The 14,914-nt window shown below is 64.0% G+C and carries 12 protein-coding genes; 5 read left to right on the forward strand and 7 right to left on the reverse strand.

The window, feature by feature from the left end; all coding sequences use genetic code 11:
- Positions 1–9 precede the first annotated feature (9 nt).
- Complete coding sequence (locus AC1DE1_RS07545) at positions 10–756, reverse strand: electron transfer flavoprotein subunit beta/FixA family protein (protein ID WP_477179043.1); 747 nt, start codon at positions 754–756, stop codon at positions 10–12.
- Positions 757–841: 85 nt separating this feature from the next.
- Entirely contained in the window at positions 842–2,917 is a 2,076-nt protein-coding gene (locus AC1DE1_RS07550) for a glycosyltransferase (protein WP_477175253.1), read from the reverse strand.
- A 209-nt stretch (positions 2,918–3,126) separates the two neighbouring features.
- Here AC1DE1_RS07550 and AC1DE1_RS07555 point away from each other — a divergent pair, with 209 nt between their 5' ends.
- Positions 3,127–4,494, forward strand: a complete 1,368-nt coding sequence (locus tag AC1DE1_RS07555; RefSeq protein WP_477175254.1) for a glycosyltransferase family 2 protein — start codon at positions 3,127–3,129, stop codon at positions 4,492–4,494.
- Between the two features lie 12 nt (positions 4,495–4,506).
- On the opposite strand, the gene AC1DE1_RS07560 is transcribed toward AC1DE1_RS07555, so the two are convergent.
- Positions 4,507–6,093 (reverse strand): electron transfer flavoprotein-ubiquinone oxidoreductase, encoded by a 1,587-nt coding sequence (locus tag AC1DE1_RS07560; protein WP_477175471.1) that lies wholly within the window; start codon positions 6,091–6,093, stop codon positions 4,507–4,509.
- A 188-nt stretch (positions 6,094–6,281) separates the two neighbouring features.
- On the opposite strand from AC1DE1_RS07560, the gene AC1DE1_RS07565 reads away from it, so the two are divergent.
- Positions 6,282–7,679: an amidase gene (locus AC1DE1_RS07565; protein ID WP_477175255.1), complete on the forward strand. Its 1,398-nt coding sequence runs from the start codon at positions 6,282–6,284 to the stop codon at positions 7,677–7,679.
- A 7-nt stretch (positions 7,680–7,686) separates the two neighbouring features.
- A complete protein-coding gene (locus AC1DE1_RS07570) occupies positions 7,687–8,319 on the forward strand; it encodes an alpha-ketoglutarate-dependent dioxygenase AlkB family protein (RefSeq protein WP_477175256.1) in 633 nt (210 codons plus the stop codon).
- 2 nt (positions 8,320–8,321) lie between these two features.
- On the opposite strand, the gene AC1DE1_RS07575 is transcribed toward AC1DE1_RS07570, so the two are convergent.
- Genes AC1DE1_RS07575 through AC1DE1_RS07590 form a run of 4 tightly spaced genes read right to left on the reverse strand, consistent with a single transcriptional unit; the run spans position 8,322 to position 11,839 of the window.
- A complete protein-coding gene (locus tag AC1DE1_RS07575; RefSeq protein WP_477175257.1) occupies positions 8,322–8,945 on the reverse strand; it encodes an ABC-type transport auxiliary lipoprotein family protein in 624 nt (207 codons plus the stop codon).
- Positions 8,942–9,880 carry an MlaD family protein gene (locus tag AC1DE1_RS07580; RefSeq protein ID WP_441604986.1) on the reverse strand — a complete coding sequence of 313 codons (939 nt, stop codon included), beginning with the start codon at positions 9,878–9,880 and terminating at the stop codon, positions 8,942–8,944. Before AC1DE1_RS07580 ends, AC1DE1_RS07575 begins: the two co-directional genes overlap by 4 nt.
- A 1-nt stretch (position 9,881) precedes the next feature.
- Entirely contained in the window at positions 9,882–10,697 is an 816-nt protein-coding gene (locus tag AC1DE1_RS07585; RefSeq protein ID WP_477175258.1) for an ABC transporter ATP-binding protein, read from the reverse strand.
- Positions 10,694–11,839, reverse strand: coding sequence for an MlaE family ABC transporter permease (locus AC1DE1_RS07590; RefSeq protein WP_477175259.1), 1,146 nt, complete (start codon positions 11,837–11,839; stop codon positions 10,694–10,696). Before AC1DE1_RS07590 ends, AC1DE1_RS07585 begins: the two co-directional genes overlap by 4 nt.
- A gap of 201 nt (positions 11,840–12,040) precedes the next feature.
- On the opposite strand from AC1DE1_RS07590, the gene cysD reads away from it, so the two are divergent.
- Both cysD and cysN read left to right on the forward strand, forming a co-directional pair.
- Positions 12,041–12,934 (forward strand): sulfate adenylyltransferase subunit CysD, encoded by an 894-nt coding sequence (cysD, locus tag AC1DE1_RS07595; RefSeq protein WP_441604983.1) that lies wholly within the window; start codon positions 12,041–12,043, stop codon positions 12,932–12,934.
- On the forward strand, positions 12,934–14,817 hold the full coding sequence (cysN, locus tag AC1DE1_RS07600) for a sulfate adenylyltransferase subunit CysN (RefSeq protein ID WP_477175260.1): 1,884 nt from the start codon (positions 12,934–12,936) through the stop codon (positions 14,815–14,817). Before cysD ends, cysN begins: the two co-directional genes overlap by 1 nt.
- Positions 14,818–14,914: the final 97 nt, after the last annotated feature.

Here is a 14,914-nt window from a genome sequence, read left to right on the forward strand (position 1 = left end):
TCAGGCTGCTTAGAGCAGCCCCTTTTGCTTCAGCGCCGCGACCAGTTCAGCCGCATCCTTGACCATCACGCCCTTGCTGCGCTTGGCCGGCGCGGCGTAGTGCGTGGTCTTGAGATGATCGTTGGCTTCCACGCCCAGCGAGCCGAACTCGATGGTGTCGATCGGCTTGGACTTGGCCTTCATGATGTCCGGCAGCTTGATGAAGCGCGGCTCGTTGAGGCGCAGGTCGGTGGTGATCACGGCGGGCAGTTCCGCTTCGATCACTTCCAGGCCGGCATCGACTTCGCGGGTCACCGTGACCTTGCCGCCGGCGATCTCGACCTTGCTGGCAAAGGTGGCCTGCGGGCGATCCCACAGCGCAGCGAGCATCTGGCCGGTCTGGTTGGCGTCATCGTCGATGGCCTGCTTGCCCAGGATCACCAGGCCCGGCTCTTCCTTCTCGATCAGCTTCTGGAAGATGCGGGCGGCGGTGAGCGGCTGCACGGCATCGGTCGTGACCACATGGATGGCGCGGTTCGCGCCCATGGCCAGGCCGTTGCGCAGGTGGGCGGTGAGGTCGGCCGGGCCGATGCCCACCACGATCACTTCCTCGGCGACGCCTTTTTCGCGAAGGCGCAGCGCTTCTTCCAGCGCAATATCGTCGAAGGGGTTGGCGGAGAGCTTCACGCCATCCGTCACCACGCCCGTGCCATCGGGCTTGACCTGAATGCGGACGTTGTAGTCCACGACACGCTTGTAGCCAACCAGTATCTTCATGAGAAATCCTTGCTTTACAGGGTGTTTCGCTCGGTACTTTGCTCGAGGATTCTACAGCGAACCGTACGGCTGGGTACGGTTCGCCTCAGCCAAGAGCTCGGCGCAGGGTTTCCCTAGCCTTGTCGAAGGAAAAATGATGCCGGATGTTGTCGAGCGCCGCATCAGACAGCCGCAGCCACAGAGCGCCGTCCTCGTGCAGTCGTAAGATGGCTGCCGCGAAGTTTTCCCCGTCGTCGGCCAGCAGTACATTCTCGCCGTCGACCAGACTCATTCCTTCTGCCGCCATGGACGTAGCCACAACAGGCAGCCCGTGGCTCATCGCCATATTAACCTTGCCTTTGACTCCCGCTCCATAACGCAGTGGGGCGACGGAGACGCGGCAACCTACCATCCACGGCGTCAAGTCATCGACTCGTCCGTGAATGCGGATGCCCGGGCCGGCAAGTCGCTGATGTTCGCTTTCCGGGATGTCGCCGATCAAGTGCAGCTTGATGTCCGGCCGAGTAGCGCGTACGCGCGGATAGATATCTCTCACTAGCCAGTTCACCGCATCGATGTTCGGTGGATGCGCAAATCCGCCAACGAACACCAGGCCGTGCCGGTCCTCAAAAGGCTGTGTTCGACCGAACAATTCGTGCACGTTTGATAGCAACTCTACCCGTGCCTCCGGCACTTCAGTCGCTATGAGCTTCTGCTCTATCGGGCTCACCACGAAGGTAACGTCGCAAGCACGGATAAGAGCCAGCTCCGCCTGGCGCGATGCATCGGCCTGTCGGGCCAGTGCTGGGTTGTCGTCATGTTCGGCAGCGCGCTTTTCGCGCAGAAAATGAAGGTCGACCGTGTCGAAAAGAACCTTTGCCTTGGGAGCCAGTTTTCGCACCAGGGGCAGATGCGGCGGCGCCACATAATGGCGGCAGAGCATCACGGCATCGAGTGTCTTGCCCTCACGTGCCAGCCATGTCGGCAGCGCTGGCGCCCATGGTTTGCACAGCACGCGCACGCCCAGGCTGCCGAGGTAGGCGATCTCACTTTGGTTAGAGCGCCGATTATCGGCCATGAAGGTGACGTGCCAGCCAAGCTCGCGTAGTAGGCGCATGATGTTCACAAGCCTCTGCGAGCCCGAGTCACGGGTCGGATCGGGCGTCAGCGCATCAATGATGAGGATATGTCGCTGGCCGTGCAGCAGCGCCTGTTCCACCGACAACTTGCGCAATGGCTGATGTGCAAGTGCCTCGCGCCATTTCTCGCGGAACTTGTGTCGATTGATGGTTTGGTAACGCTTGACGCCGCTGAACGGATCGATGCCGGAACTGACGCCCTCGAAATGAACGACTTGGCTGGCCGGTTCGTAGATAACGCGTCGCCCCGCAGCTCGCACGGCGAAGGCGAGATCCAGATCCTCGCAATACGCGGGCGCATAAAGGGTATCGAAGCCGCCAACTTGTTCGAACAGTGCGCGCTCTACAAGCATCGCAGCCCCCGATACATAGTCAGCATCGCGGCGGTAGAGGAAACGCGGATCCTCCCGTGGTTCAAAGCGTCCGATGTTCCAGCTTTCGCCATCGGAAAAGACGATGCAGCCTGCCTCCTGCAGCCGACCGTCAGGATAGACCAGGCGGCTCCCGACAATGCCGGCGTCCGGTTCCTCCAGATACGTATGCCATAGCGCGTCCAGCCAGCCCGGAAGGACCTGGGTGTCGTTGTTTAGGAAGAACAGCAGTGATCCTTTGGCTGCGCGCGCGGCGGCATTGCAACTACCGATGAAGCCGAGATTGCTCTCATTGCGCAGGACATGGAGGCCCTTGATGGTGGACAGCGTGGCGTACGTTTCATCGGGTGACGCGTCATCGACGACAATTACTTCGAAAGGCACGCGGGCCGCGTGTCGGGCGATCGAGCGCAGGCAGGCGACGGTCCACTCCAGCTTGCCATGGACGGGGATGATGACCGAAACGGTGGGGGCGTCCGAACACGGAATCTCCACGGGCGCAGGCGCGCCGCTTGCTTCAAGCGATAGCGCCAGGTCTTCAACCTGGGGACTCTGGAGTTCCTGGCGAATGCGGTTGATGGTGCCCTTTATGCCGCGCTGCGCCAGGCTACCCCGGAGTCGCTTCAGCACATATCCGAGCTGCTGGAGCTTCCAGCCAACATGAGAAGACATTTGTTACCTAGTCAAAGAAGGCTGGTCATGCCCTAACATGCGATAATCGCATGCTGGCAGTAACCTATTCAATTAAACGAATTCCGTATACCAAGTACTGTGACTTCGAGTCGCCCTGCCTGCAAGTGGTTAAAATTACTGCGCTTTTTAATCGAGCCGTATGGTCTTCGTTGTGGCTCGAAGCGAGTGTCGCGAGCACGACGACCTGAATGGCGGATGAGCTAAATGCCCGCGCGGAAACCTCTTCTATGAATTCTCGATGGTCGCTGCCCCTGCGCAACGCGTGGCAGGGTCTGCGCCGCGACGGCGCTCTACGTACCTTGGACCGCAGCATCGACTATGTGCGGAGGCGCTTGCCCTGGACGCCAAGACACGTTTTGGTTCAGCCCGATGCGGCGGCGATTGCTGCGCTGGTCGCCGTGCCGCAAGCCGACGTTCCATTGGTGAGCATCATCGTGCCGGTATTCAATAAGGTCGAGTACACCCTGGGGTGTCTGGCCGCTTTGGCCGCCTCTGAGGATGCGAGTCCCTATGAAGTGATCGTAGTGGACGACGGCTCTTCCGATGACACCTCCGTGCGCGTCGCGGCAATCTGCGGCGTTCGTTACATCCGCAATCCAAGCAACTTGGGATTCATCGGCAGTTGCAACCGTGGTGCGGCGCAGGCTCGTGGCGAATACCTTGTATTCCTCAACAACGATACCGCCGTGCAGCCTGGCTGGCTTGATGCTCTACTGGAGACCTTCGAACGCCATCGCGATGCAGGTCTCGTTGGCGCGAAGCTGCTCTATCCAGACGGGTCCCTGCAAGAGGCGGGCGGCATTCTCTATGCCGATGGCCGGGGTGGCAACTATGGGCGGTTCGATGCTGCCCTCGATCCTCGCTATACCCACGTGCGCGACGTCGATTACTGCTCGGGCGCTGCCATTGCCATTCGCAAGGATCTCTTTGAGCGCCTGGGAAAGTTCGACGACCGCTATCGTCCCGCTTACTACGAAGACGCCGATCTCGCGATGCGTGTGCGGGAGGCGGGGCTGCGCGTGCTGTACCAGCCGCGGGCAGTGGTGATCCACTTCGAAGGAATCACCTCGGGCACGTCAGAGGCATCCGGCGTCAAGGCTTACCAGGTGCGCAACCGAGACATTTTCCTGGAGCGCTGGCGGGATACCTTGCGTCGAAATCACCCTGTGTGGGGGGCTTCGCTGGATGTGGCCGTGCTTCGTCAGCCGTTGCTCCTGCTTGTGTTTAAGGATGAGCATGCGGTAGATCAAGCGGCCATCGAAGTGGATAACCTGATCGCCGATGGTCAAGCCCTGATGGTCCTGGTGGAGCAAGGGCATCTGCCCGTGCACCTGCAGGAGCAATGGGAAGGGCAGGGTGTGGAAATCTGGTCGGGATACTGGCGTGCCGGACTGCGTCGATGGGCCAGGCGGCACAGTCAGCGTTTGCGAGGTGTGTGGGTTGTGCCTCCCCTTGACGCCAAGGCATATGGACGCCTATTTGGCAATGCCTCAATCGGTGGCGGGGTTCCGATCGATACTTGGTCAAATGCAACGCATCAGATGCCCGATACCTGATGCTCAGGGATATCAGAGATTCTGATAATTCGGACCCGAACCACCTTCCGGGGTGACCCAGTTGATGATCTGGTAGGGATCCTTGATGTCGCAGGTCTTGCAGTGGACGCAGTTGGCGGCGTTGATCTGCAGGCGTTTGCCGGCATCGTCGCTGACGATTTCATAGACGCCCGCGGGACAGAAACGCGTGCACGGGTTGCCGTATTCCACGGCGCACTGGGTCACGCACACGTTGGTGTCGGCGACGTGCAGGTGGATGGGCTGGTCTTCGTCGTGTTCGGTGGCGGCGAAGTAGACGCCGGCGAGGCGGTCGCGTGGTGGCAGTTCGCGCGGCTGGACGTAATCGCGCTTGGGCTCTTCGTACTCACCCAGTTTGTGCAGCGAGGACCAGTCTGCCTTGTTCTTGAGCGTCCACGGCGAGGCGCCGCGCAGCACGGTTTCCCATGCGGCGTTCAACATGCCGAACCACAGGCCCTTCTTGAACGCGGGCTTGATGTTGCGGACCGATTTGAGCTCGGCCATCACATCCGAAGCGCGCAACCTGGCGTCGAAGCCGGCCGGGTTCAGCTGGTTGGCCACCAGGTGTTCGGCGGCGAGCATGCCGCTCTTGATCGCCTGGTGCGTGCCCTTGATCTTGGGCACGTTGAGCAGGCCGGCGGTGTCGCCGATCAGCAGGGCGCCGGGCATTTCAACTTTCGGCAGCGACTGGTAGCCACCGGTGACGATGGCGCGCGCGCCGGCGGAAAGGATGCTGCCGCCTTCCAGCAAGGACTTTACCGACGGATGATTCTTCCACTGCTGGAACGCTTCCCACGGCTGGTAGTTGGGATCGCTGTAATCGAGGCCGCTGACGTAGCCCAGCGCGATGCGATCCTTGTCCAGGTGATAGAGGAAGCTGCCGCCATAGGTGTGATTGTCGGCGGGCCAGCCAAAGCTGTGCACGATCTTGCCCGGGTGCACGCGGCCCGGCGGTAGCTGCCACAGTTCCTTGATGCCGATGGAGTAGCCCTGCGGGTCGCTGTCCTTGTCCAAGGCAAAGCGCTTGATCAGCTGCTTGGTCAGGCTGCCGCGCGCGCCTTCGGCGAGCACGGTGACCTTGGCCTTGATGTCGATACCCTGCGTGTAGCCTGCCTTGTGCGAACCATCCTTGGCCACGCCCATGTCGCCGATACGCACGCCGGCGACGGAGCCGTCGTCGTTGTACACGGTGTCGGCCGCGGCAAAACCGGGAAACACATCCACGCCCAGCGCTTCGGCCTGCGGCGCGAGCCAGGCGCACATGGCGCCCAGCGAAACAATGAAATTGCCGTGGTTGTTCATGCCCGGGGGCACCGGCAGCTTGCGGCCGCCGGTCTTGCTGAGCAGCCAGAACTCATCCTCGGTGGCGGGCACGCAGATCGGCGGCGGATTGTGGCGCCAGCCGGGCAGCAGGGCGTCAAGCGGCTGCGGCTCGATCACCGCGCCGGAGAGGATTTGTGCGCCGATGGTCGAGGCCTTCTCGATCACGCACACGCTCGTGTCCGGCTGCAACTGCTTGAGGCGGATGGCGAACGCGAGCCCGGACGGGCCTGCGCCAACGACGACGACGTCGTATTCCATGATTTCGCGGTCGCTCACGGCTCACTCCAGCTGATCTTGTACGGCATGCCTACCGTTCTCTGACGTACGGTACGGGTAATCCGGCATTGTCCGGGTTCGGGCCATTGGGGGCAACGGTGGCCGAATCCTTGCAAACCCTTCATGTGTGATAGCGATAATCCCCCCAAAAGCGACCCAGGGAAGAAAGAATGAATTTGCAGCCCCCGATCAGCGAACTCGACCTGCGTCGCGCCACCATGTGCCAGCTCTTGCACTGGCTGGCGGTGGATCGTGTGCAGCCACAGGGGCTGGCCGAGACCTATCTGGAGGCCATCGAGCGCGTCAATCCACAGCTCAATGCCTATGTGAGCCTGAGCTCGGCCATGCTGCAGGAGCAGGCGCTGGCGGCCCAGCATCGCCGCCGCGACGGCGTAATCGGGCGGCTTGACGGCATTCCCATCGCGCTCAAGGACAATTTCGACGTTGCCGGCTGGCCCACCAGCGCCGGCCTGGCGGGACGGCGCAAGCCGGTCGCCGACGACGCCCATGTGGTGTCGCGCCTGCGCGCTTCAGGCGCCGTCTTGATCGGCAAGACCAATATGGACGAGGGCGCGCTGGGCGCGGTCACCAACAATCCGCATTTCGGTGCAACGCACAATCCGCATCGCCACGGCTACACCGCGGGTGGCTCATCGGGCGGCGCGGCGGCGGCGGTGGCGGCGGGGCTCGCGGTGGCTGCGGTGGGTTCAGACAGCCTGGGCTCGATTCGCATCCCGGCCAGCTATTGTGGCGTCTACGCGCTCAAGCCCACCCACGGTGAGATTTCCGCGCGCGGCATGGTGCCGGCGGCGCGGCGGCTGGATACGGTGGGTCTGATTGCGCGCAGCGCCGATGATTTGACGGTGTTGCTGCAGGTGCTGGCCGGTTACGACGCCGACGATGCGCGTTCGCGCCGTCGACGCGTGGCCTTGTCGCCGCCGGATTGGGAGCCGGGCCGCCTGCGCGCGGGCTTCCTGCCCAATCTGAGTGCCGTCGGCGTGAAGCCGGAGGTGATCGAGGTGTTCGAAGCGGCGCTGGCGAAATGGCCGCGCGAGCTCGGTGAGCGCCGCACGGTGGATTTTGCCGACTGGGATTTCGCCCGCACGCGTCGCGCCGGCCTGTTGCTGATGGAGGCCGAGATGCTCGGCACCTTCGCATCCGATCTGGCCAACACGGACGACCGTGCGTCCGAGCATTTCCGTCGGCTGCTGAGCTACGCCGCCGGCAAGAGCGCCGCCGACTATGCGACCGCCGATCGCGTCCTCGATGCCGCCACCTTGAAGATGCGTCGCCTGTTTGCGCAGATCGACGTACTGGTGCTGCCGACCACCCCGCAGGGCGCGTTCCCGCTGGATGGCCCCGTGCCCGATTCGCAGGCCGACCTCACCAGCTTTGCCAGTCTCGCCGGCTGTCCGGCGGTGAACATACCGATGGGCTATCTGCCCGACGGCATGCCGATCGGCCTGCAACTGGTGGGTGCGCGCGGTTCGGATCTGCGATTGCTGGAACTGGCATCCGTGTGCGCCGCGACGCTCGATGTGGAACCGGGATTCCCGGCGATTCGTTGAGGCGGGTGTGAGCCTGTTCGATCAAACGACGCAAGGTGGTTGGCAATTACTGCCACTGCCGGGCGCGGCGCTTTCGCTGTGGCCGCAGTGGCTGGACCGTGGCGAGGCGGACGCACTGTTCGCCGAACTGCGCTCGACGATTGCGTGGGAAGTGCACCGCATCCGCATCTTCGGACGCGAGGTGGATTCGCCGCGCCTCAGTTGCTGGATCGGCGACGACGATGCCAGCTACGTTTATTCACGCACGCGCTTCGCGCCACATCCATGGACTCCAGCCTTGCGCGCTCTGCGTGATCGCGTGGCCGATGCCTGCGGTGCGCGCTTCAACAGCGTGCTCGCCAATCTTTATCGCAACGGCCAGGACTCGATGGGCTGGCACAGCGATAACGAGCCCGAGCTGGGCCGCGAACCGGTGATCGCTTCGCTGAGCCTGGGCGAGGCCAGACGCTTCCGGCTCAAGCCGCGCGGCGAAGCGACGCGCGGCGATGTGCTGGCGATCGAGCTGGCGCACGGCAGTCTGTTGCGCATGGCGGGCGATACACAGCAACGCTACGTGCACGATCTGCCCAAGACGAGCGCGGCCGTCGGGCCGCGCATCAATCTCACCTTTCGCTGGGTGGATGCCTCGAAGCGCGTGTAGCGTCAGTTCGTCCGCACGTCATGGCCATCGAGTGGCTGCTGCAGCGTCCAGCTCACCAGCTGCGAGGCGAGCGCATCGCTGGCCTGCCCGAAGGCCGCAACCACTTGCGGTACGGTGGTGCCGCCCACCGGCTGGGTGATGTCGAAGCGGCGCGTGGCCACGATGCGCAGGCCGCTGTTCTTCACCAGCCGCGCATCGAAGCGGATCACCACCACGGGTTGCCCGTTCTCATAGACCGACTGAAATGAGCGCAGGTCGCCGGCGAGCGAATAGTCCGCTTGCAGGCTGGTCTCGTCGCTGCTCAGGCCGGCGATGCGGCCGTTGTCGCGGAAGGCATCCATGATGCGGTTGCGCAGCAAGGTCGTGGCGTTGTCAGCCCAGCGCGCGCCCTGGTACACGCTGACCACATTGCCTTGCGGCAGCACGGCGATGCGCGAGCTGTCGATCATGCGTTCGGCGTTGGGCGTGTCCACCCGTAACGACCAGTTCACCGCTGTCGCGCTGTCGCGCGGGAGTGGCGTGGACGGCAGGCGGTAGACATCGGGTGATTCCGCCTTGGGCAGGATGGTACAGGCGCCGAGCAGCGCGATCGCTGCACAAGCGGAAAGGCGCAGGCGCAACCTCATGGCACGAACTCCTTGTTGCGATCACGGCCGAGCAGGAAGCCCGCCGGGTTGTCGTCGAGGCGGCGCGATACGCCGCGCAGCGAGCCGGCTGCGTCGCGCAGTTCGCGCACGGCCGGGCCCAATTCACTGAAGCCTTGCAGGCCGCCGTTGATGGCGGCACGGTTGTCGGTCAGCAGGCGGTCGATATCCGCAGCGGAATGGTCGAGCGAGGCCATGGCGTTGCGCGCGCTTTCCAGCGCGGCGCGTGCCTGGTTGTCGACCAGGCCGTTCGCATTGCGTACCAGCTGGTTGGTCTGAGCCAGGGTCTCATTCGCCTGCTTGCTGGCCTGCGCCAATTGCTGCAGCAGCTGATGAATGTCTTCGCGCTGGTCGGCGACCGTGCCGGTGATCTGGTCCAGATGCTGCAGCGTGTGGCTGATGCGTTCGGAGTTCTCAGGCGACAGCAGCATGTTCGCCTTCGCCACGACTTCGTTGATGTTGGTCACCAGGTCTTCGCCGTTGGCAAGGATCTGGCTCAGCGGGGAGGGGTCGGCCACGATCACCGGCAGCTGGTCGTCCTTGGACTCCAATGGCGGACTGGTCGGCGAACCACCGCTGAGCTGGATCACGGACAGGCCCGTCACGCCGGTGAGAGTGAGCTTGGCATGCGTGTCCTGCTTCACCGGAACATCGCCGCCCAGACGAATGCGCGCCAGCACTTTGCGCGGGTCCTGCGGATCCAGCTTGAGCTGGGTGACGGCGCCGACCTTGATGCCGTTGTACTGCACCGCACTGCCCTGCGAGAGGCCGCTGACCGCTTCGTTGAACACGATCTGGTACTCGGTGAACTGGCGGTCCGAACTGGACTTGGCCAGCCATAGCGCAAACAGCAGCGCGGCGGCGACCACGATCACCGTGAACAGGCCTATGAGTACGTGATGGGCACGCGTTTCCATGTCATTTCACCTCGGGGGTATCGTCGCGTTCGTGCGCCTCTTCGGCGGCGCGGCCACGCGGGCCGTGGAAATACGCCTGCACCCATGGATCGGGATAGCGGGCCACCTCATCGAGCGGGCCTACGACCAGCACCTTCTTCTGAGAAAGCACCGCCACGCGGTCGCAAATCGTATAAAGCGTGTCCAGGTCGTGGGTGACCAGAAATACGGTGAGGCCCAGCGCATCGCGCAGGGTGAGAATCAACTGGTCGAATGCCGCCGCGCTGATCGGATCCAGGCCGGCGGTGGGTTCGTCCAGGAACAGGATTTCAGGATCCAGCGCCAGCGCACGCGCCAAGGCCGCGCGCTTCACCATGCCGCCGGAAAGCTCGGACGGAAATTTGGTTTCCGTGCCCATCGGCAGGCCGGCGAGGGCGAGCTTCACGCCACCCAGATGCTGGGCATCGGGACGCGTGAGGCCGGCGTGTTCGATCAGCGGCATCGCGACGTTCTCCACGATATTGAGCGAGGAGAACAAGGCGCCATTCTGGAACAGCACACCGAAGCGCCGCTCCACGCGGGAGCGCTGCTCGGGCGAGAGGCTCAGCAGGTCCTGGCCGAATACGTGCACACGTCCGGAGGTCGGACGCTGCAGCCCTACGATGCTGCGCAGGAGCACAGACTTGCCGGTGCCCGAGCCGCCGACCACGCCGAGGATTTCACCGCGGCGCACATCCAGATCCAGGTGCTCGTGGACGATCTGCGTGCCGAAGCGGTTCACCAGGTGGCGAACCTCGATCACGTTTTCGGCGGCTTGCGGTTTCGCGACGGCGTTCACCAGCCCATCTCCATATAGAAGAGTGCGGCCAGCGCATCGATCAGGATCACCACGAAGATCGACTGCACCACGCTGGAGGTGGTGTGTTCGCCCACCGATTCGGCACTCCCGCTGACCTTGAATCCTTCCAGACAGCCGATCACCGCGATCAGGAAGGCAAACACCGGCGCCTTGGCGATGCCGACCAGGAAGTTCTTTACGCCGATATCGGACTTCACCAGGTTGATGAACATCACCGGCGGTATGTCGAGCACCATCGCGCAGACCAGACCGCCGCCGATCAGGCCGGCAATCATGGCCAGGAAGGTGAGCATCGGCAGCGAGGCGAGCATGGCCAGCACGCGCGGCAGCACCAGCAGTTCCATCGGGTCGAGGCCGAGCGCGCGGATCGCGTCGATTTCCTCGTTCGCCTTCATCGAGCCGATCTGCGCGGTGAACGCGCTGGCGGTGCGGCCGGCCAGCAGGATGGCGGTGAGCAGCACGGCAAATTCGCGCAGGAACGAGAACGCCACCAGATCCACCGTGTAGATGGTGGCACCAAAATCCGCCAACACGGTCGAGCCGAGGAAGGCCACCACCGCGCCCACCATGAAGGTCAGCAGCATCACGATGGGCACGGCATCCAGGCCGGTCTGCTCGATATGCGCCACCAGGGAGGTGACGCGCCAGCGACGCGGGCGCCAGACGGTCTGCACAAAGGTTTGCAGGGTGAGCCCGATGAAGCCCAGCAGTTGCACCTGCTGGTGCCAGACGTTGTCCATCGCCGCGCCGATGCGCGCGAGCAGCTCGGTCACCGTGTTGTGGCGACGCCGGGCCTTCGGTTTGACGTAGCTGGCCATCGCCTTGCCGACGGTCTGCAGCAATGCGCGTTGGGCAGCGGGCAGGGTCGGATCCTGCGTGGCCAGGTCGCCCAGCCGTTCGGCGCCCAGCAGGCCGGCCAGCAGCGCGGCGCCGGCCGTGTCCAGCGCACCCAGGGCGCTCAGATCGATCGGCGTGGTCTGATGAAGGCGGCTCTTGAGCGCATCGACCGCGCGCTCCAGCACAGCGTAGTGGGCCAGCGTCCAGTCGCCTGCCACACGCAGGCGTGGGGGCGTGGCCGTGGCATCGAGTTGTGCGCTTCCTGTCGCCATCGATGTACTCATGAAGCTCGATCTTAGTGGAGTGTGGCCTAGATCAGGTGACGAAACGATGGTGAGGTCAGCGGCGGTGGGCCTGATGCGTTTTGCTACATCCTGTCGACGCCGTGCCTGCCACGGCGCCCGTTTTCCGCTAGATTCCTCCCTTGACCGCGCGCCCCCAGGCGCTACCGGACCCAGGAAACAGTGACGCCAAGCATGCCTTCCATGTCCCATCTGGACGCCCTCGAAGCCGAGAGCATCCACATCTTTCGCGAAACGGCGGCCGCTTTCGAGCGTCCCGTGATGTTGTATTCGATCGGCAAGGACTCATCCGTCCTGCTGCATCTGTTGCGCAAGGCGTTCTATCCGGCCCGGCCGCCAATGCCCCTGCTGCATGTGGATACGACCTGGAAGTTCCGCGAGATGATCGCCTTCCGTGACCAGGTGGCCGCCGAGGGTGATGTGCAGGTGCTGGTGCATATCAACCAGGACGGTGTGCGCCAGGGTATTTCGCCGCTCACCCACGGCTCGGCCGTGCATACCGACGTGATGAAGACGGTCGCGCTCAAGCAGGCGCTGGACCAGTACGGCTTCGATGCCGCCATCGGCGGCGCGCGTCGCGACGAGGAGAAATCCCGCGCCAAGGAGCGCGTGTTCTCCTTCCGCAATGCACAGCACCACTGGGATCCCAAGCATCAGCGTCCCGAGCTGTGGCACACCTTTAATACGCGCATCCACAAGGGCGAAAGCGTACGGGTGTTCCCGCTGTCGAACTGGACTGAGATGGACGTGTGGCATTACATCCGCCGCGAGAACATTCCGGTGGTGCCGCTGTATTTTGCCAAGCCGCGCCCGGTGGTGGCGCGCGACGGCGCGCTGATCATGGTCGATGACGAACGCTTTACCCTGCGCGATGGCGAGCAGGTCGAGCTGCTCGACGTGCGCTTCCGCACCCTGGGCTGCTATCCGCTGACCGGCGCGGTGGAGTCCTCGGCCGATACGCTGGACAAGATCATCGAGGAGATGGCCGCGTCCCGCACCTCGGAACGCCAGGGCCGGGTGATCGACAACGATGGCAGCGCCTCGATGGAGCGCAAGAAGCAGGAGGGGTATTTCTGATGGTCACGATGGACCCCACCCCGACGCTCACCGAGGACACCAACCTGCTGCGCTTCATCACCTGCGGCAGCGTCGACGATGGCAAGAGCACGCTGCTCGGCCGGTTGCTCTACGACGCCGGCATGGTGCCGGAAGACCAGCTCGCTGCACTCGCCCGCGACAGCCGCAAGTTGCATGCCGAAGCCGAGGACGCGCTGGATTTCTCCCTGCTCACCGACGGCCTCGACGCCGAACGCCAGCAGGGCATCACCATCGACGTGGCCTACCGCTACTTCCACACGCCACGCCGCAGCTTCATCGTGGCCGACTGCCCCGGGCATGAGCAGTACACCCGCAACATGGCCACCGGCGCCTCCAACGCCCAGCTGGCGGTGGTGCTGGTCGACGCGCGCAAAGGGTTGCTGCCGCAGACGCGCCGCCACAGCTATATCTGCGCCCTGATGGGCATCCGCCAGGTGGTGCTGGCGGTGAACAAGATGGACCTGGTCGATTGCCGCGAGGACATCTACGCGGCCATCGCCCATGAGTACCGCGAGCTCGCCGCGCAGCTGGGCATCACCACCGTGCATTGCCTGCCGGTGGTGGCGACGGGCGGCGACAACGTGGGTCATCGCTCGACGCGCATGCCCTGGTATCAAGGACCCAGCTTGCTCGAGCTGCTGGAGTCGGCCGACACCAGCGCCACGCAGGCGCAGGATTTCCGCATGCCAGTGCAGTGGGTCAACCGACCCGATGCATCGTTCCGCGGTTACGCCGGCACGGTCTGCGGTGGCCGCGTCGCCGTGGGTACCGAGATCGTGGTGCAGCCGGCCATGCGCCGCGCACGCGTGGAGCGCATCGTGACGGCCGACGGCGATCTGCCTGAAGCCGTGGCCGGCCAGGCGGTGACGCTCACCTTCGACCGCGAAGTCGATGTGAGCCGCGGCGATGTGATCGCCGACGCCGCGTGCCCTGCGCCGGTGGCCGACCAGTTCGCCGCCCACGTGCTGTGGATGGGCGACGAATCGCTGCTGCCCAACCGTGCCTATTGGCTGAAGATCGGCACCCGCACCGTGAACGCGCGGATCACCTCGATCAAGCACAAGGTGGACGTCAACACCCAGGCCGAACTGGCTGCCCGCCGCCTCGAGCTCAACGAGGTCGGCTACTGCAATATCGACCTGGACCACGCCATCGCGTTCGAGTCCTACCAGGACAACCGCACGCTCGGCAGCTTCATCCTGATCGACCGCACCACCAACGCCACGGTGGCCTGCGGCATGCTGGACTTCGCGTTGCGCCGCGCCTCCAACGTGCACTGGCAGCACACCGACCTGGACCAGGAAGCGCGCAGCATCAGCAAGGGTCAGCAGGCACGCTGCCTGTGGTTCACCGGTTTGTCCGGCGCGGGCAAGTCGACCGTGGCCAACCTGGTCGAGCGCCGCCTGCATGCGCTCGGTTACCACACCTATATGTTGGACGGCGACAACCTGCGGCACGGTCTCAACAAGGATCTGGGCTTCACCGCCGAAGCGCGCGTCGAAAACGTGCGCCGGGTCGCCGAGGTGGCGCATCTGATGGTCGATGCCGGGCTGATCGTGCTGGTCTGCGTGATCTCGCCGTTCCAGAGCGAGCGCCGCTTCGCGCGCGGTTTGTTTGGCGAAGGTGAATTTCTCGAGGTGTTTGTCGACACTACCCTGGAAGAATGCGAGCGCCGCGATCCCAAAGGGCTCTACCGCAAGGCGCGTGCCGGCGAGATCTTCAACTTCACCGGCATCGACTCGCCATACGAAGCTCCGGAGCATGCCGAGCTGCATCTGCTCACGGCTGGCCTGCGGGCCGAGCAGCTGGCGGAGCAGGTGGTGGAGCAGTTGCTCGCCGGGCAGGGTCACGCGCCGCGTTGAGCTAGCCGCGACCTCCCACGATCGTCATTCCGGCGTAGGCCGGAATCCAGTAGCCATACGACACGGTTGTCGCCCTGCTCCACGATCGCCGCGGGTT

It is taken from the genome of Dyella sp. 05T440, assembly GCF_056395965.1.